Here is an 18,192-nt window from a genome sequence, read left to right on the forward strand (position 1 = left end):
CGCATCACTCCTTTATTTTTTAGCGTTGACTAATTGCTGTTGTAATTCGTATAAGATATTCATAGCCTGCATTGGTGAAGTACCAAGGATATTCACCTTCTCCAAGTTTCTCAATACTTCAGCCTCAGCTGAAGGCAACGGCTCTTGTTCCGTAAATAATGACATTTGCACGGGCTGTTCAACGACCTCTTGTGATACTGGTAATGCTTTTCCTGCTTCAAAGTTTTCGAGCAATATACGAGCTCTCGATAAAATTTCCTCTGGTAATTGTGCCAATTGCGCCACATGAATGCCATAAGACTTATCGGCCGCTCCCTTTTTCACCTTGTGTAAAAAGACAACCGTGCCATTCTTTTCAGTGGCAGAGACATGCACATTTTGTAATCGAGGTAAATCCTTTTCTAAAGCTGTCAATTCATGATAATGCGTCGAGAAAAGGGTATTGGCACCTATTTTGTCATGAATATATTCCATCATGGATTGCGCAAGACTCATTCCATCATACGTAGAAGTACCTCGACCAATTTCATCAAACAGCATTAAGCTATTTTCAGTGGCATGCATAATCGCATGCTGTGATTCTAGCATTTCTACCATAAATGTTGATTGTCCAGCAGCTAAATCATCTGCAGCTCCAATCCGTGTGAAAATTTGATCTGTAATTGGTAATCGCGCCTTTTCCGCTGGTACATAGCATCCCATTTGTGCCATTACAACAATCAGAGCAACTTGGCGCATATATGTACTTTTACCGGACATATTCGGCCCAGTAATGAGCATCATATTGTGATTTTCTTCAAGTACGCAATCATTCGGTACATACATTTGCTTATTGAGCATTTTCTCAACTACAGGGTGACGACCTTCAATAATTTCTAGCGCACGACCCGCGTGAAATTCTGGCTTTGTAAAACGGTATTTCTCTGAGACGCTCGCAAAGCTAAGCAATACATCTAATTCACTTATACTCGCAGCTAGTGCTTGTACCCGTGGGATATATGATTTTAATTGTTCACGAATTTCAACGAAGAGGTTGTACTCTAAAGCTAAGCTTTCTTCCTCTGCATTCAAAATAAGTGCCTCTTTTTCTTTTAATTCCTGCGTAATGTAACGCTCTGCATTTGCAAGTGTTTGCTTCCGTTCATAGCGTGTTAAATCCGCCAAATGAATATTGGACTTTGTAATTTCTATATAGTAGCCAAAAATGCGGTTATAGCCAATTTTCAAGTTTTTAATGCCTGTTTTTGTACGTTCTTCCTGTTCTAACTGGGCAATCCAGTCCTTCCCATTGCGAGATGCATAGCGAAGTTCATCTAATCGTTCGTTATAACCATCCCGAATCACATCGCCTTCTTTAATGGTAATTGGCGGATTATCTGTTATAGCACGTGCTAATAAAGCTTCAACGTCCGCACATGTATCGAGTGTTGCCCCTAGCTTTTGCAATGTTTCCTTTTGTGCTCCAATTAGCTGTTGTTGAATAATTGGAACTTGACGTAATGAATCACGAAGCTGTGCTAAGTCACGACCGCCTACATTACCGAAAGCTACACGACCCGCTAAACGTTCTAAATCATAGACTTGTTTTAAGGAAGATTGTAATTCTGATCTTACAAAATATTCTTCTAATAAATCACTGACCATTGCAAGTCTTGCCTCAATAGCTGAACGTGAGGCTAATGGTTGATGTAGCCATTGTTTCAGCTTGCGCCCTCCCATCGCAGTAACGGTGTCATCTAATAGCCATAACAACGTACCTTTTTGGTCGCCGCCACGAATGGATTGTATAAGCTCCAAATTTCGTTTCGAACTAGAGTCAATACGTAAATAGTTTTTCATTTCATTAAAGGTAAAGGCTTGAATATGCGAAAGTGACCGCATTTGTGTCTTATCTATATAATGAAGTAATCGCAAGCAGGCCACTTGTATAGTTGCTGGCACTGCTTCTAAATAGCTGGCTGCTTTGTCTATCGCCATTTCGTCTTCTTCAACGGATAGTACAATGCCGACATTGATTGCATGTTCTGTTAACAAAAGCTGTAAGCTCTCCGTCACGATTAATTCTCGAATACCATATGCCTGCATTTGCATAAGAAGGGCTTTTCCATCCCCCTCAATGGATGAGGCAATCGCTTCACCTGTAGATAAATCCAAGTAGGCATAGCCAAATGTAGTAGCATCCAGCTGTTCTGCTGCGCCAATGTAATGATTGCTTTTACCATCTAGCGCCTTCCCTTCCATAATGGTACCGGGAGTAATCAGTTGGACTACTTCACGTTTGACTACGCCCTTTGCTTGCTTTGGATCCTCTGTTTGCTCACAAATTGCAACTTTATAACCTTTTTGCACAAGTGTTTCTATATAATTTTTAGCCGAGTGATGTGGCACGCCACACATCGGAATACGCTCCTTGGCACCTGCATCTCGACTCGTTAATGTAATTTCTAATAGTTGTGATGCATTAATGGCATCTTCAAAAAACATTTCGTAAAAGTCACCTAATCTAAAAAATAAAAAAGCATCCTGATAATCTTCTTTGACTTGCAAATATTGTTGCATCATTGGTGTATAGGTTGTCATATATAAATTCCCTCGCTCTTGCACTAAAATCAAATATGCTTTGGCATATTTACGTCTAAATCATTTTATGTGTTGCCTCTATGTGCACACCCTTTTCGTTACTTCCTTCATTGTGATAGCGAACCTTGACGCATCAGTACGTCTTCTCCAGCGCTTATGCTTGGGGCTAAGTGTTTGTTAAGCAACGATCCTGTACGATCCAAAGTTTCACCCTCAACGATTTTCTTCAAAGACAAGTAGACGTCATCCTCTGATTGTTAGTTTTATTATAACAAAAGATACATGCGAAACGCTTATTTCACCTTTGTAAAGATGCTAGCATTTCGCATGTATCAAAAAAATATCATCTTGTGATTTATCTTGGTCGTTCATCAGGAAACGATGAGGACTCTAAAACAAACCTACCATCGCTGCTTGAGCTAGACGAACTAGAACTAGAACTAGACGAGGATGACGATGAAGATGAGCTTTCGTCATTAAAGCTCCATTCCTCTTCGAAATCTAGCGGATGTACACTAATGCAAATTGTCATTTCACCCATTACTTCGACAATCGTCTCACGCTCTACTACAATTTCAAATTTCGTGCCACATGGAGAAATTATCGCTTCCATGCAATTTGGTTCTTGTATCACACGCACACGTACATCATCGCCAACTGTTACTTCGCCATCTCTAAAATGCAGCTTTACCTTATCTTTATAGTGAACCGTTTCTGAAAACACTGCTGTTTTCGAATGATTACTATAAGCATACCATACATTAACATCAAACTTTCCTGACACTTCTACAAATTTACCGACTTTTTTTGCTGAACAAGTATGGTTGATTACCCAGCAACCGAGAATGCTCGTCGGTTTATTTGTTGGACATAACGTTACACGTTCTTCTGTTCTCTTCTTCCCTTTGGCAACTACTGCTTTCGTCACGATTTGTCGTAAACGTTTCAGCGCAATTCCTCCTTCGACTCTTTTCACTCCATCATATGCAGGTAGCGCCCATTGGGTGAACAGATTTCATAGAATCTAATTGATTTACTTTCTACAATTTTTTATTCAACAGCGGTCACAGAGGCTCTAATTCAGTGTAGATTCCCTTCTAAATTTCGGCATAAAAATAGCCCGAATGCTGTCATTCGAGCTGTTTCTTCTATTATTTATGAGCAACTACCTGGCTGTGTATTTTGTACATACGAACCCGTTTCACCACGTAACACATCGCCACCTGTAGAACGTACAATTTCGTTTGTCACATTGTTAGCAATTGTATTTGATACTAATTGTAATAAGTCGTTGACATCGCCTTGTGATTCTTTAAATTGCTGCACAACAGGAATAGCATTAATTTCTTCTTCAATTTTTGCAATTTTGTCTTCAATCATTTTTAACGCTTTTTCTTTACCTAGGTGTTGAAAGTTTACTGCTTGCTTTTGTAAGCTTTTTAAACTTGCAATACGTTCACGAACAAGTTGGTTTTCATTAATTTGTGCTTCCGCTTTTTTGAAAAACTCAACTTCTGGTGTATTGGCAATCATATGCGCAATTTCATGGGATTTCTTAATTAAATCTTCTTTTGTATACAATACTTGAGTCATTTACGCTTCCACCTTTTCATTTTTTACTACTTCCACAAATTCACCAGTTAATGAATAAGAAGTAGCCTCTATTATTTTTACTTTCACTAACTGACCAATCAACTCTGAAGGTGCTTTAAAATTCACGAGACGATTTTTACGCGTATAGCCAGCAAGCACATCATCACGACGTTTACTTGTTCCTTCTACTAACACTTCAACCACTTCGCCCATCAAGCCTTCTAGCGCTTTTCTAGAATATTCTTGTACGACAGCATTTAAACGATGTAGACGTTCCTTTTTCACCTCTTCAGGTACATTATCAACCATTTTAGCGGCTGGCGTTCCTTCACGAGGAGAGTAAATATACGTAAAGGCCATATCAAAGCCTACTTCACGATATAAAGATAACGTCTCTTCGAATTGCTCTTCCGTTTCGTTTGGGTAACCAACAATAATATCCGTTGTTAATGTAACACCGGGGATAGCGGTTTTAATCTTATCTACTAAGCTAAGGAAATGCTCACGACTATATTTGCGCGCCATAATTTTTAATACGTCATTTGAGCCTGATTGTACCGGTAAGTGAATGTGTTCAACTAAATTGCCACCTTTCGCCAATACCTCGATTAAATGATCATCAAAATCACGCGGGTGACTTGTTGTAAAGCGAATACGTGGAATATCTATTTTTCGCAATTCATTCATTAAATCACCAAGTCGATAATCCATGTCCTCAAAATCTTTGCCGTAAGCGTTGACATTTTGCCCTAATAGCATGATTTCTTTATAGCCTGCAGCAGCTAGCTCACGCACTTCTGCTATGATTTCCTCTGGACGGCGACTACGTTCTTTACCACGTGTATAAGGTACAATGCAGTACGTACAAAACTTGTCACAGCCATACATAATATTGACCCAAGCTTTTATGGAACCTAGACGTTTTTTCGGCAAGTTTTCAATAACGTCGCCCTCTTTCGACCAAACCTCCACAACCATTTCTTTCGACATATACGCTTCTTTTAAAATATTTGGTAGGCGATGAATATTGTGCGTACCAAATACCATATCGACGTGTGGATACGTTTTTAAAATTTTATTGACTACGGATTCTTCCTGTGACATACAACCACAGACGCCAATTAACATTTCTGGATTTTTACGTTTATATTTTAGCAGGAAACCAAGCTCTCCAAATACTTTGTTTTCTGCATTTTCACGAATCGCACATGTATTCAGTAACACCACATCTGCTTCTTCGATAATGTCAGTTGAAGTATAGCCAAGTTGCATAAAAATACCAGCCATTACTTCTGTATCATGCTCATTCATCTGACAGCCGTACGTACGGATATAAAACGTCCGCCCTTCACCCATGCCAGCGAATTGTTCAGCAATTTGGAAGTCTTTATGATACTTCACTTCTTCTTTGCCACGTTTTTTTGCATCTTTTAATGAAGGTGCCGTAAAGACCTTCTCAAAATATTTACTATAATCCTTTTCAGGCTTGTCTTCTTTTTTTGGTTGATTGACTTGTTGACTTGTTAAGCGTTGTTCCTCATTCATTGCAGGTCAGGTAACTCCTTTCAAACGAAATCCGTGCATTCGAATTCCCATTTTACTATTATACTGAATGATTACTACTTCCTACAAGGTTTGCGTACTAAATGTCGTGGTTTTGACTTAAATACACTTTCTTAGCCAGAAGAATTCGACATTTCCTCTTTTGTAAAATCTAGTTGCCACTGCTTGCAACAGAAAAAATCACCGATGACAAGTATCAACGGTGATCTTCGTTAAAGCTCGATATATTTCTTGGTGCGTTGTTGGAAGCCTAAAAGCTTTTTGACACCCAAAGTTTTTAGCCAATCTGTATTGGCAAATGTATAGTTTCCTAAATCATCTGGGAAGTGGGCGTCTGAAGATACGGTAAACTCGACACCTCGTTTCACGAGAACTTGCAAAAATAGTGGACCGGGGCACATTTCTTTAACGGGATAGCGATAATATAACCCTGCGTTTATTTCTGTAGCGGTTTGTGTTGTGACAAGCGCCTGTGCAATCTGTTCATACCATAAAAGATTAAACGCCTCATCCTGCACATGATAATTAAAGACTTTAAAATTATCCAAATGGGCTACAAAATCAAACATATTAGACTGAATCATTTGCACAACCGTAGTATAAAACTGTGTATACGTCATCTGTAAAGTTGGCTGGTCCATCTTTTTAAATAGATGCTCCGTTTGTGGATTATCAAAACCCCAGCCATCTATAAAATGAACCGAGCCAATTACATAATCCCACGGATGCCCTTGTAGGAGCGCAGTCAATTCTTCTTCACCGCCTACAAAATAATCCGCTTCAATCCCTAATCTTAACTCAACACCGTGCTGACGCCATTTGTCCTTTGCCTTGTCAATTGCCTTTACGAAATCGTCCATACTTTCTGTCATTACACTATTTAGCCAGTATCGTTGGAGTTGACCGATTTCTGTTGATTCATCCAATTGCATATAACGCTCAAAATAGGGGCGCGTTTCCTTAAACCGATACAAATGATCCACAATGCCTACCTCTCGTAAACCAAGTTGCTTTGCCCGTTGTAAATACAAATCGAGCCATTCTTCACTATAACAGCCATTATGCAATCTTTTAGCAAGCGTTGCCACTTGCCACTCCATTAAAGCTTTCGAGCCATTGTCAACATTTTTTAGGTCATGAAAATTGGCTATAGCTTGTGAAGTTCGCTCCAACCAACGAAAAGAATAAGGACCCTCCTCTAAATGTACATGATAATCAATTGTCATCAACTCTTCCCTCCACTACATACTGTCCATTGTTCTTCGTACGCTTGCCATTCCTCAGGACAAGCCATTTCACACATGATTTCCGTACATTGTGCCAAATCACAAATTTGATAAAATGATTTGCCATTAAGCTTTGATGCATCCGCTAGTAATATACAATTCTTACTTTGTTGAAGCATTTTTTGGGAAATCAAGGATTCATCTAAATCATAATCATAGACAATGCCATCCTGGATGCCCCCGCATGATAAAAATGCCTTATCAAAGTTCATATGACTTAACCATTCCAACGTCATCGCACCCGCAACTGAAGCTTGCCTTGGATTTGTTGTACCGCCTAGTAAAATAACTTTCCCTGTCATCCGTCTTTCTTCAATGGCGAGATTAAACTGTGCGGCGGCGGCAATAGAATTAGTGACAACCGTAATATCATCAACTGCCATTAAGTAATCCGCTATATGGACTGTCGTTGTCCCTGTATCAACGGCAATCGTATCTCCATCACAGATACGCTGAGCAGCCTGACGCGCAATAGCACATTTCGCCTCTTTATGCATTTGCAGTTTTCGCAAAAATGCTGGCTCCGTTCGAACGTTGGTATATTTGATTGCCCCTCCATGCACTCGGGTCAATAAATGCTGTTGTTCTAGCTCATCCAAATCTCGACGAACTGTTTCAGGTGCTACGAGCAGTGTCTCAGCAATATTTGCTACAATAATTTTGCCATCAAGCTCTAACTGTTTTAAAATAAATTCAAAACGTTCAATTTTTGCATATGTCATGACAGTGCAATCACATCTTCCTTCGCTACATAACAGTTGTAGTTTTTACCCAATTCAAGCGTATGCCCACGTTGATGTAACTGCTCCATTGTAAACATACAGTCACCTTCAAGCGTTGTACGGATAATATTGCCACTCATGAGTGACTGTGTCGCTACACCGCGAAGGCAAAGGTCACCTTCCATCATCTCTAAATGAAGAGCTTCTGGTCGTATGGCAAACTTGTTATTATCCCCAGGTAATTTTTCTCCAATCATTGTCTCTAACACTTGTCTAGGAATAACATTATAATGACCAATGAAATTGGCGATAAATTCACTTTGTGGATTGGTATAAATCTCTGTCGGTGTACCATATTGCGCAATTTGCCCATTACTCATCACAAATATTTTGTCTGACACAGCCATAGCTTCATCTTGATCATGTGTTACTAAAATCATCGTCATGCCAAGCTTGCGTTGTATTGCCCGTAAATCGGTCTGCAATTTTTTTCGTATTTGGGCATCAAGTGCACTAAGAGGTTCATCTAAAAGCAATACTTTCGGTCGCACAATAAGCGCACGTGCAAGCGCTACACGTTGCTGTTGCCCGCCGGATAACTCCTTTGGATAAGCATTTGCTTTTTCTGTCAAATGGACGATATGGAGCATTTCTTGTACACGTTGTTCTAGCTCTGTATTATTAACTTTTTGCATTCGCAAACCAAATGCTATATTTTCTTTAACAGTCATATTCGGAAATAGCGCATAAGATTGAAAAACCATGCCCACTTGGCGCTCTTTCGGTTGGACACCATTCATGTTTTGTCCTTCCAATTGAATTTCTCCTGCTGTAGCATTTGTTAAGCCCGCAATAATACGCAAAATGGTACTTTTCCCACAGCCACTCGGCCCTAAAAGCGTAATTAATTGACCTTTTTCAATTGTCATATCGATATTGGATAAGACAGTTGTTTGGTCATATTTTTTATGAAGTCCTTCAATCACAATATAGCTCATAAATTCGTCGCACCTTTCGAACGTTTCGTTAATATCGCAATAGCGAACGTTAATAAGCCCATCAGAACGATATAAATAAAGACAACTGCGCTAGCAATATGACCGCTCGTACTTAGCTTTTTCATTAAATAAATTTGTACCGTTTCAAAGCGTGAGCCGACGACTAAGTTAATAAGTACAAATTCTCCAAATAGTACGGAAAACGATAATAATGCACCTGCAAACAAGCCTGGATAAACGGTAGGCAACAGTATTTTCGTAAATGCCTGTGTTTTCGTTGCGCCTAATAATTGCGCAGCATCCAATAGCTGTCTTGCATCTACATTACGCAAGCTATTGCGCGTGCCTTGATAAATATAGGGCAAAATACCGATTACATAGGCACCCAATACGACCAAGATCATGGGTACACCTATTGTTGAATACACCCGAATCAAGCCAACAGCTAAAATAATCCCTGGAAATGAATAGACCATTACAACGGCAACTTGAATCCATTTCTCATACTTTGGAAAATACAAAACGATGACAAAAATTGCAGGGACAATAACGATTAGTGCGATGATAACTGCCCCTCCCGCAAGGAGGACAGAGCGGCCAAATGCTTGCATAAATGCCGTATCTTGAAACAGTGTAGCAAGCCACTTGAATGTTAGCCCCTCGGGAAAAATACTTTTATGCCACTTTGACGAAAAAGCATACAGCATTGTCGCTACAATCGGTAATAGCAAATACAACATTAAAAAGAGGAAAATGATATTAGCTAAACTTCTTTTTTTCACTATAATTTCCCCCTCGTCTTTTTAATGCTCCATTCACTTATCAGCATGGCAGTTACCATTGTTACCGCTAGCAATACAGCAATCGCACTTGCCAACTCGGGTTGTGCAAATATATCTCCTTTAATGAGTGCTCCAATACGAATGGCCACTAAATTGTAATTACTATTTGTCAAAGCGTAAGCAGATGCATAGGCACCCATTGCATTGGCAAACAACACACTAAAGGTTCCAACAATCCCTGGTAACATAACAGGTATCCCTACCTTCAGCCAAAACTGTAAAGTAGAAGCTCCTAAAAGAGCGGCTGCTTCCTTCCATTGCTGCTGAATACCATCATAAATTGGATACAATAGCATCAATGCTAATGGCAGTTGAAAATAAATATAAATGAGTAATAGACCACTCCAGCTATAAAGGGAAAACGACGATAAAGCGCCAATTTCCCACTTATCAAATAGCAAAGTAAATAATCCACTATTCCCAAGCAATACAATAAACGCAAAAGCTAAAGGAATACCTGAAAAATTTGATGTTAAATTGGTAAGTATTAAAATTTTCTCCCGTACCGGCTGTGAAAAGTGCGTAATGGCATACACTGCAAACAATGTAACGACGAGCGCAATCACAGCCGAAATAACGGATAATGTCAAACTATTTTTAAAACCTTGTAAAATATACGTATTCGTTAAGACAGATTTGTATTGTGCTAACGTAAATCCTTCGCTATTACTAAAGCTCGTTATCAGCATATACAGTAAAGGCACAAGGAAAAATAACAGAACAAGTAATAAGAAAGGTGTAAGCCAGGCAAACGATTGCCGCTTAGAAATCAAAACAATCACTACTTTCTAACTTAAAGATTTTGTTGCTCTTCGGCTTTCAAATTTATAATGAAAATTGTTCAAAATTCCCTGATATTATTCAATGTTTTATTTTACTGTCTGAACTCCCTCTAATAGTAATGGCACCATTTCCTCTGAAGGCGCTATATTTAGCAGGTGACAGCAAAGAGGTGCCACTTGTAGCTGTGATACTACACCGTCTTTTATACCTGCTTTCACTGTTTGAGAGATGACAAACATCGGTACATGTCGATCCTCCATCGTTGTCCCACCATGATTACCATCACTTGTCATCCCATGATCTGCTGTCACAATGACATCATATCCTTGCGCCATGCATTTGGGTATAAACAACGACAATAGGGCATCCACAGCTAATACACGATTACGATATTGCGCTGAATTTGCTGTAAATTTATGCCCGTCATCATCTACATTCATCGGATGAATATATAAGAAATCTGGTTGTTTTTGGTCCATTAACCATGCGGCATCTGCAAACAAATGGCTATCAGGATAATGATCCTCAAAGTAAAACAAGCCATTTTCAATCGGTAGCTGTTTATCGAATTGTAAACGATCTTCCATATGTTGAAAGGGTGCACGATTATAAAGTTCACTTACCCAATAATAGGCAGCCGCTGCAGTCGATAAACCATTGGACTGTGCTAAATGGAATAAACTATTTTGTGTTGATAAGCGCACCGTCATATTACTCGTGACGCCATGAACAATTGGTGGAGTGCCCGTTAAAATCGTTTCATATAATGGTCTCGATAGTGATGGTACTTCCGAACGTACTTCAAAACGCGAGGCCATCTTGCGTTCTACTAAATGTTGCATAAAGCCCATATGTGTACAGGCAGTATCAAAACGAAGTGCATCAACAACAATGAGGACAACTTTGTTATTATTTGGCATGGATTAATACCTGCTCTTGATACATTTGTGGAATTTGCTTTGTTGTTTCCTCCCACTGCTTTTGGTCGCTAACAGGTTGCGCATTTTTATACATATCTGCTGGTAATAATAAATCCTTTACTTCTTGAGGTAATTGCACATTTTCACGAATTGGTCGGGCATAACCCTTTGCTAAGTTCTCCTGTCCTGCATCCGATAAAATATATTCTCGTGTTAACATTGCAGCATGTGGATTTTTTGCATATTTATTAATAACAGTTGCGTAGCCTGATGTGACAGAGCCTTCCGATGGGATGACTACATCAAAACGTTGCTCATCGATTTGATGACGATAACCTAGTGCATTGAAATCCCATAAAATTGCAACATCAATCTCTCCTTTTTCTAAATTAGCGACTGTTGGATCACCTTGTAGGCGTCCTTGTTTTGCTAATTCCGCAAAAAAGTCGATACCCGGCTGAATATTGGATTCATCTCCACCGAAAGCCATTGCTGCAGCTAATATCGCAAATTGTGCTTGGTTTGCAGTTAATGCATCTCCAATGCTGACATGATAGTCGCCATTTTTAAGATCTTCCCAAGACGTTGGGGGATTTTTCACATTGTTTTTATCTGTTAGAAATGCAATTGTCCCTGTATAACCAACAATCCAATGGCCCTCTTCATCTTTTGCCCAGTCAGGAATATCATCCCAATAGGAAGTTTTGTATGGCAATGTTAGACCTTTATCTTTAGCGATTGGACCAAAGGCAATTCCTACGTCGCCAATATCGGCTGTCGCATCGTCTTTTTCTGCTTCAAACTTCGCTAATTCCTCTGCACTCGACATATCTGTGTCCTGATGTTTGAGAGTGTACTCTGTTTCAAGCTCTTGCCATGTCTCTACCCAGTTTGCCCATGTGTCCGGCATACCGACTGAATTGACAGTACCTTCTTGTTTTGCCTTTTCTGTAATTTCATCAAGCGTTAAATCACTTTTGATGTCATTTGCATTAGACGAACTGTCAGAACATGCTGCTAACATAGAAATTGCTAATACACCAACTAAACTTTTCTTCCATAGCTTTTGAATTGCCATGAGTTGGACCCTCCATTTGTTTATGTTTATTTTTATTTGCTTACAACAGTAATCTTATAAAACAAACATTAAGCAAGTATGGATGGATTTAAAATATTTAGTAAAAAATATTGATTGTTTATAAATTTATGTGAAGTTTTTTAAGTCGTAGGGGAGTTATATAAAAGTGCTATTCTATCAAGAAGATAAGGAGGAATCCAGTTACGTATGCGCACGTTTGTTTAGTTTTCAGACGTGCACACACCCTAGATGAATCAAGAAAGTCCTAGAAAATCTGCATATGTATGCGGTTCATTTTCCTTTAAAATCGTTAAAAATGTAAAAGCAAGTTGAACAACTGACCACCATTTCATATTATAGGCCATTTCAAAACGGACAGGTTCTAATGTAAAAACGTCCTGAAAAATATGTAGCGGCTCAATTTGTTCATCCTTTAATATAGATAGAAAACCTAAAAACAATGTATGATCTTTCACTTCAATCATTTTCCCATCAACGAGTGCATCGATATTTTCTGGCTGATGAAATTTACAATGTGTTGCAACATAGCGTTCTAAATCTTGCGCACGTTGTCGTTCTTCTCGTTCCTTTTTTTTCGCAATAAAATCAATGATATTATTCACGAACATCGCCTCTTTTTTTCTTTTATTGTATCATTTTTTCATTTAATTTTACCCGCACACACCCCCTATTAATCATTGGATGGATTTCTACTATTAAAAATTGGGTTGCAGATACTTGATGAAACATTGTAAGAATCTGTTGATTTTCGTTGCAGGCCCTTCCTTTCTACGGGCAATCGTGCAGCCCTGCAGTGGTGAGCAATGGATAAAGTGACACGTCATATATGTTCTATATTTCCTAAAAACTAAAGGTTATAGATGTGAATTGATTGATAACCATCATAGATATATTATTAAAAATATTAGTTTTAAAGTTTGATTAACTTGTTGTGTATTTATTTTTTGTAACTAAATAATTTCATGAGAGGAATGATTATAATATGAAGATTTACATATTTATTCTTATGACAGTTGCAATATTATTTAGTTGGTTCAAATATAGAAAAGAAGTGAAAATAGCGAAAAATAAAGAAGAAATTAGAAATGCTTTAGTGCGATTCATGCTGATATTGATTTTATTTTTAATTTTTATAGCAAGTGTTGTTTTGTAAGGTTTAAACATGTAGGAGAGAGGTAACTCTACCCAAACATGCAACTATATTAGGTATACCAATAAAATAAATAGCTTAACGGTTGAAGATTGAGGATTAGTGGACATCACATCCACTTTCCCGCCGAAAATTGTTTGAGTGCCTGGCACCTCCCTCAGAAATTCAGAATTGTTTGGGTGCCTGACACTCAAACAAAAAGACAGAAGGCGTTAAGATATTCCATCTTAATTGCCTTCTGTCTTCATTTTGAAAGCCTCAATCGAGCATAGTGGCTTTCATTGTTTTTATTTACATAAACTCCTGCACAAGTGCATCGAATTCATTTTCGCTCATTTTAATGTCGATATCCGTTAATGGCAACTCAGCGTAGCCAGGTACTTTTTCTTGATAAGAAGTTGTTTCTTTATCTTGATAAATAATACCTGTTACTAAGCCTTCATGCTCCATTACTGTGCGCATTGCCATGCCACGGTCAGCATTATCATAACCTTCAATATCAGCTAGCTTTGTTAAGTTTTCTTTAAACCAATCGTACGTATTCACTTTGTTGTAAGTAACACATGGTGAAAATACGTTGATGAAAGAAAAGCCTTTATGGTTAATGCCCGCTTCAATTAAAGCTGTTAATTCTTTAATATCCGTTGAGAAGCCTTGTGCCACAAACGTTGCACCACTAGTTAAGGCTACTTCTAAAGGTTTTAATGATGGCTCAATTGCACCACCTGGCGTTGATTTTGTAATAAACCCAGCGGCCGAGCGTGGAGATGTTTGCCCTTTTGTTAAACCGTAAATTTGGTTATCCATCACAACATACGTAATATCAATATTTCGACGGATGGCATGGATTGTATGACCCATACCAATCGCAAAACCATCTCCGTCACCACCAGAGGCAATGACGTTTAAATCACGATTGGCCATTTTCAATCCTTGTGCAATTGGTAATGCACGACCATGGATACCGTGGAAACCATATGAATTAATGTAACCTGAAATACGACCTGAACAGCCAATCCCAGAAATAACAGCTAGCTCATTTGGTTCGATGCCTACATTTGCTGCTGCACGTTGAATCGCAGCCTGTACAGAGAAGTCGCCACATCCTGGGCACCAGTTCGGTTTCACTGTATTACGAAAATCCTTAAACGTTGCCATTAGCGAGTCAACTCCTTCACTCTATTTTCTAGTTCACCTGGTAAAAATGGTGTACCGTTATATTTTGTAATCATCTCAATTTTATCGTGACCACCAATATTCATTTTCATGATATTAGCCAATTGACCTGTGTAGTTGTTTTCCACAACGATTACTTTTTTCGCTTTCGCTACAAGAGGTGCCATCTCAGCAGAAGGGAATGGGTGAATTAAACGGATATGCGCATGGTTCACCTTCATGCCTTGTGCGTTTAAACGCTCTTGTACTTCTTCAATTGCTCCACGAGTTGAGTTAAAGCCTACTAATAATACATCCGCTTCTTCATGTGGTGCATTTTTGTAAACTGGTGTATCAAACTTCAGGGCTTCTAGCTTGCGGAAACGTTTGTCCATTTGTGCACGTCGATTGCCCGTTGCTTCAGATGGTTTCCCTGTTTCATCATGCTCAACACCAGTAACATGGTGGATTCCATTTAAGTGACCTGGTAACACACGCGGTGAAATACCGTCTTCTGTATCTTCATAACGTTTGAAGTAAGCTTTATCTGCTGAAGCTTCAATATCATCAGTGACAATTTTACCGCGACGAATTTCAATTTTATTGTAATCGAATGGTTCAACCGTTTGTTTACCAAGTGATAATTGTAAGTCTGTCATTAAAATAACTGGCAATTGTAATTCCTCTGCAATATTAAACGCTTGAATAGTATCAAAGAATGCTTCTTCCATTGTAGAAGGTGCGATGACCACTTTCGGAATTTCACCATGCGTACCATAAAGCATAGCCATTAAATCAGATTGCTCTTGTTTCGTTGGTAAGCCAGTAGATGGACCACCACGTTGTGTATCAATCACCACTAGAGGCTGCTCAGTCATACCTGAAAGACCGATTGCTTCCATCATAAGTGAAAGACCAGGACCTGCTGACGCTGTAAATGAACGAACACCACCGAAGTTTGCACCAATCGCCATCGTCGCTGCAGCAATTTCATCTTCTGTTTGAATCACAGCGCCACCGAATTTTGGCAATTTTTTAATAAGGTATTCCATAATTTCAGATGCAGGTGTAATTGGATAAGCTGCCATAAAGCGTGTACCCGCAGCTAATGCCCCAAGTGCTACTGCATCATTACCGATCATAAACATACGGCGTTTACCATCAGCTGGCGCTAATGCCCACTCACCGATACGATCGCCTAATAATTCATTCATCATGTCATGACCGCGCGCAATGGCCTCCATGTTTTTCTGAACAACCTCTTCACCTTTTTTACCGAAGATGTCATCCACAACATTTTGGAACACAGCGTCTTCTAAGTTTAGAAGTGAAGCAGTAGCTCCAATAGCAACCATGTTTTTCATTAACGTTGTACCTAGTTCAGCTGCCACTTCTGTGAATGGTACAGCAAATAATGGCGCTTTTGAATCCTCTGGCTTTACAGGTTCAAATTTTGCATCGGCTAAAATAATCCCTTTTTCTGTTAATTCTTTATAATTGACGTCGATTGTTTCTTGATCGAACGCCACTAAAATATCTAAATCATCCGCAATGGAACGTACTTCTGTTGGACGAACTGTAATTTTATTATTAGTGTGGCCACCTTTTATACGAGAAGAGAAGTGACGATAACCGTATAGGAAATAACCTAGACGATTCATTGCCATCGAGAAAATCTCACCTGTACTCTCAATCCCTTCACCCTGTTGCCCACCGACTTTCCACGAAAGCTGATGTAACATCTCAACAACTCCTTAAATCCAATGTATACTATTATTTTTTTCCTTCATAAGTTTAACACGAAGAAACGGTCTACACTATTGTTATTCAATGAATTAGACGAAATTCAGACCTTTGACTGAAAATGCTGTTCAAAAAATTGTAATTTTCAATCAATTAAGTATAAAAAATTAACTCACTAATTTCAAGTGCTGAATAATTGTATAAATTGTATGAGTGACTGGCACGTAAAAAAATCCACTTCGCTTTTTGCGGGCACGATACAAGCCGCAACCCTCAATTTTACGAGGCTTGTACGTTGTGTGTATCCCACAGGAGCATTCGTGGATTTTTACTTTATTCGCCCTACTGACAGAGCGATAAATATTCAGAATTGTTTCGGTGACTGGCACTAATAATCGGTGGGGGTTTCCCCCCACCGATTAAAGTTCTACTTTATTATCGAACACGTTTTTCTACTAGCAGCTTTAAGGCTGTACGTTCTTCGCCTGCAATCAAAATATCGGCAAACGCCGGAGCGCAAATTAAATCTGTGCCACTTGGCGCTACAAATCCGCGTGCAATGGCCACTGCTTTTACGGCTTGGTTAAGTGCACCTGCCCCAACTGCCTGCATTTCTGCTTGCCCTTTTTCTCTTATTACCGCGACTAATGCACCTGCAACTGAATTTGGATTAGAGCGTGACGATACTTTTAATGAATCCACAATTATTCCTCCCCGTTTCGCGAATAGTGTTTACGCTCAACAACTCATGTCCCCCTTTTTGGTCCCCAAGTTATTGTCCGTAGCTCATTTTATGCTCGGCAATATGAAAATAGACTATTTTTCAATTCTTATATATTGTAAAGCCTTAAAAAACGAGTTATTTTCTTTCGTTAAATTAGCTCGACACAACAAAAAAACTACTGCACATGAAAAATGCACAGTAGTTGATCTTACGCCTGAAACGGATAGTCCTCATTAATATAAATTCTTTCACAACGCAATGCCTTTCCTGTCTTGTCATCAATCTCAACAAAAAAGCCACTTAACACATCACGACCCTTTTTTGGTACTTCAAAACGAGACGGCATATTTGTTTGGAACTTGTAAATTACACTTTCCTTTGTCATGCCTAAAATTTCATCATACGGGCCAGTCATACCTACGTCTGTAATATAAGCAGTACCGTTAGGATAAATGCGTGCATCTGCTGTTTGCACATGCGTATGCGTTCCAACGACTGCCGATGCCTTGCCATCCAAGTGCCATCCAAGCGCTATTTTTTCACTTGTCGCTTCTGCGTGGAAATCCACAAATACAAGCGGTGACGTTTTACGAGCTTCTTCAATCAATTGTTCAGCCATTGCAAACGGATCTTCATGCGGTGGCAAAAATACACGACCGTGTAAATTAATAACCGATAATGTAACGCCATTTTTCGCAATTTGCACCATGCCCTTACCCGGTGCCTCAGACGAAAAGTTCGCAGGACGAATTAAATAATCAGCATCATCAATAAAATCAAAAATATCTTTATTATCCCAAGTGTGGTTACCCATAGTAATAACATCTACACCCATTTGTAATAAATCATTATAAATATTACGTGTAATCCCACGACCTGCTGCTGCATTTTCACCATTTGCAATGACAACATCTGGACTATACTTCTTTTTTAATCGTGGTAAATATTTTTCTACCGCATCTCGGCCAATTGAACCGACGATATCTCCAATAAAAATTACTTTCATTTTACAAAACCACTCTTTCTATCAATAA

The 18,192-nt window shown here is 39.0% G+C and carries 16 protein-coding genes; all 16 read right to left on the reverse strand.

Annotated elements, in window-relative coordinates:
* Nucleotides 1-12 precede the first annotated feature (12 nt).
* Nucleotides 13-2,580, reverse strand: coding sequence for a DNA mismatch repair protein MutS (mutS, locus tag FC748_RS11810; protein WP_108029540.1), 2,568 nt, complete (start codon nt 2,578-2,580; stop codon nt 13-15).
* Between the two features lie 355 nt (nt 2,581-2,935).
* Nucleotides 2,936-3,556: an outer spore coat protein CotE gene (gene cotE / locus FC748_RS11815; RefSeq protein ID WP_193768766.1), complete on the reverse strand. Its 621-nt coding sequence runs from the start codon at nt 3,554-3,556 to the stop codon at nt 2,936-2,938.
* Between the two features lie 179 nt (nt 3,557-3,735).
* Complete coding sequence (locus FC748_RS11820; RefSeq protein ID WP_024361939.1) at nt 3,736-4,173, reverse strand: YlbF/YmcA family competence regulator; 438 nt, start codon at nt 4,171-4,173, stop codon at nt 3,736-3,738.
* Nucleotides 4,174-5,718, reverse strand: coding sequence for a tRNA (N6-isopentenyl adenosine(37)-C2)-methylthiotransferase MiaB (miaB, locus tag FC748_RS11825; protein ID WP_108029539.1), 1,545 nt, complete (start codon nt 5,716-5,718; stop codon nt 4,174-4,176).
* A gap of 230 nt (nt 5,719-5,948) precedes the next feature.
* Nucleotides 5,949-6,962 carry a histidinol phosphate phosphatase domain-containing protein gene (locus FC748_RS11830; RefSeq protein WP_108029538.1) on the reverse strand — a complete coding sequence of 338 codons (1,014 nt, stop codon included), beginning with the start codon at nt 6,960-6,962 and terminating at the stop codon, nt 5,949-5,951.
* The gene (locus FC748_RS11835; protein WP_025218832.1) at nt 6,962-7,744 is read right to left on the reverse strand and encodes a DeoR/GlpR family DNA-binding transcription regulator; all 783 of its coding nucleotides are present in this window, start codon (nt 7,742-7,744) and stop codon (nt 6,962-6,964) included. The genes FC748_RS11830 and FC748_RS11835 overlap by 1 nt, the downstream gene beginning before the upstream one ends.
* Nucleotides 7,741-8,742, reverse strand: coding sequence for an ABC transporter ATP-binding protein (locus FC748_RS11840; RefSeq protein ID WP_025218831.1), 1,002 nt, complete (start codon nt 8,740-8,742; stop codon nt 7,741-7,743). The genes FC748_RS11835 and FC748_RS11840 overlap by 4 nt, the downstream gene beginning before the upstream one ends.
* Nucleotides 8,739-9,524: an ABC transporter permease gene (locus FC748_RS11845; protein WP_024361944.1), complete on the reverse strand. Its 786-nt coding sequence runs from the start codon at nt 9,522-9,524 to the stop codon at nt 8,739-8,741. The genes FC748_RS11840 and FC748_RS11845 overlap by 4 nt, the downstream gene beginning before the upstream one ends.
* Nucleotides 9,524-10,354: an ABC transporter permease gene (locus tag FC748_RS11850; protein WP_370510656.1), complete on the reverse strand. Its 831-nt coding sequence runs from the start codon at nt 10,352-10,354 to the stop codon at nt 9,524-9,526. Before FC748_RS11850 ends, FC748_RS11845 begins: the two co-directional genes overlap by 1 nt.
* Before the next feature lie 99 nt (nt 10,355-10,453).
* On the reverse strand, nt 10,454-11,287 hold the full coding sequence (locus tag FC748_RS11855; RefSeq protein ID WP_024361946.1) for an alkaline phosphatase family protein: 834 nt from the start codon (nt 11,285-11,287) through the stop codon (nt 10,454-10,456).
* Nucleotides 11,277-12,365, reverse strand: coding sequence for an ABC transporter substrate-binding protein (locus FC748_RS11860; protein WP_024361947.1), 1,089 nt, complete (start codon nt 12,363-12,365; stop codon nt 11,277-11,279). Before FC748_RS11860 ends, FC748_RS11855 begins: the two co-directional genes overlap by 11 nt.
* Before the next feature lie 254 nt (nt 12,366-12,619).
* Nucleotides 12,620-12,994, reverse strand: a complete 375-nt coding sequence (locus FC748_RS11865; RefSeq protein WP_227665416.1) for a 2-oxoglutarate ferredoxin oxidoreductase subunit beta — start codon at nt 12,992-12,994, stop codon at nt 12,620-12,622.
* 833 nt (nt 12,995-13,827) lie between these two features.
* Entirely contained in the window at nt 13,828-14,694 is an 867-nt protein-coding gene (locus FC748_RS11870) for a 2-oxoacid:ferredoxin oxidoreductase subunit beta (protein ID WP_069510033.1), read from the reverse strand.
* Entirely contained in the window at nt 14,694-16,433 is a 1,740-nt protein-coding gene (locus tag FC748_RS11875; RefSeq protein WP_108029537.1) for a 2-oxoacid:acceptor oxidoreductase subunit alpha, read from the reverse strand. The genes FC748_RS11870 and FC748_RS11875 overlap by 1 nt, the downstream gene beginning before the upstream one ends.
* A 436-nt stretch (nt 16,434-16,869) precedes the next feature.
* Nucleotides 16,870-17,136: a stage V sporulation protein S gene (locus FC748_RS11880; protein WP_010858535.1), complete on the reverse strand. Its 267-nt coding sequence runs from the start codon at nt 17,134-17,136 to the stop codon at nt 16,870-16,872.
* 230 nt (nt 17,137-17,366) lie between these two features.
* Entirely contained in the window at nt 17,367-18,164 is a 798-nt protein-coding gene (locus FC748_RS11885) for a TIGR00282 family metallophosphoesterase (RefSeq protein ID WP_025218830.1), read from the reverse strand.
* Nucleotides 18,165-18,192 lie beyond the last annotated feature (28 nt).

It is taken from the genome of Lysinibacillus sphaericus, from assembly GCF_005217585.1.
Classification (GTDB): domain Bacteria; phylum Bacillota; class Bacilli; order Bacillales_A; family Planococcaceae; genus Lysinibacillus; species Lysinibacillus sphaericus.

Coding starts and splice junctions, on each gene's coding strand:
- mutS (WP_108029540.1), bottom strand. CDS start 2,580: ATGACAACCTATACACCAATGATGCAACAATATTTGCAAGTCAAAGAA.
- FC748_RS11820 (WP_024361939.1), bottom strand. CDS start 4,173: ATGACTCAAGTATTGTATACAAAAGAAGATTTAATTAAGAAATCCCAT.
- miaB (WP_108029539.1), bottom strand. CDS start 5,718: ATGAATGAGGAACAACGCTTAACAAGTCAACAAGTCAATCAACCAAAA.
- FC748_RS11830 (WP_108029538.1), bottom strand. CDS start 6,962: ATGACAATTGATTATCATGTACATTTAGAGGAGGGTCCTTATTCTTTT.
- FC748_RS11835 (WP_025218832.1), bottom strand. CDS start 7,744: ATGACATATGCAAAAATTGAACGTTTTGAATTTATTTTAAAACAGTTA.
- FC748_RS11840 (WP_025218831.1), bottom strand. CDS start 8,742: ATGAGCTATATTGTGATTGAAGGACTTCATAAAAAATATGACCAAACA.
- FC748_RS11855 (WP_024361946.1), bottom strand. CDS start 11,287: ATGCCAAATAATAACAAAGTTGTCCTCATTGTTGTTGATGCACTTCGT.
- FC748_RS11860 (WP_024361947.1), bottom strand. CDS start 12,365: ATGGCAATTCAAAAGCTATGGAAGAAAAGTTTAGTTGGTGTATTAGCA.
- FC748_RS11865 (WP_227665416.1), bottom strand. CDS start 12,994: ATGTTCGTGAATAATATCATTGATTTTATTGCGAAAAAAAAGGAACGA.
- FC748_RS11870 (WP_069510033.1), bottom strand. CDS start 14,694: ATGGCAACGTTTAAGGATTTTCGTAATACAGTGAAACCGAACTGGTGC.
- FC748_RS11875 (WP_108029537.1), bottom strand. CDS start 16,433: ATGTTACATCAGCTTTCGTGGAAAGTCGGTGGGCAACAGGGTGAAGGG.
- FC748_RS11885 (WP_025218830.1), bottom strand. CDS start 18,164: ATGAAAGTAATTTTTATTGGAGATATCGTCGGTTCAATTGGCCGAGAT.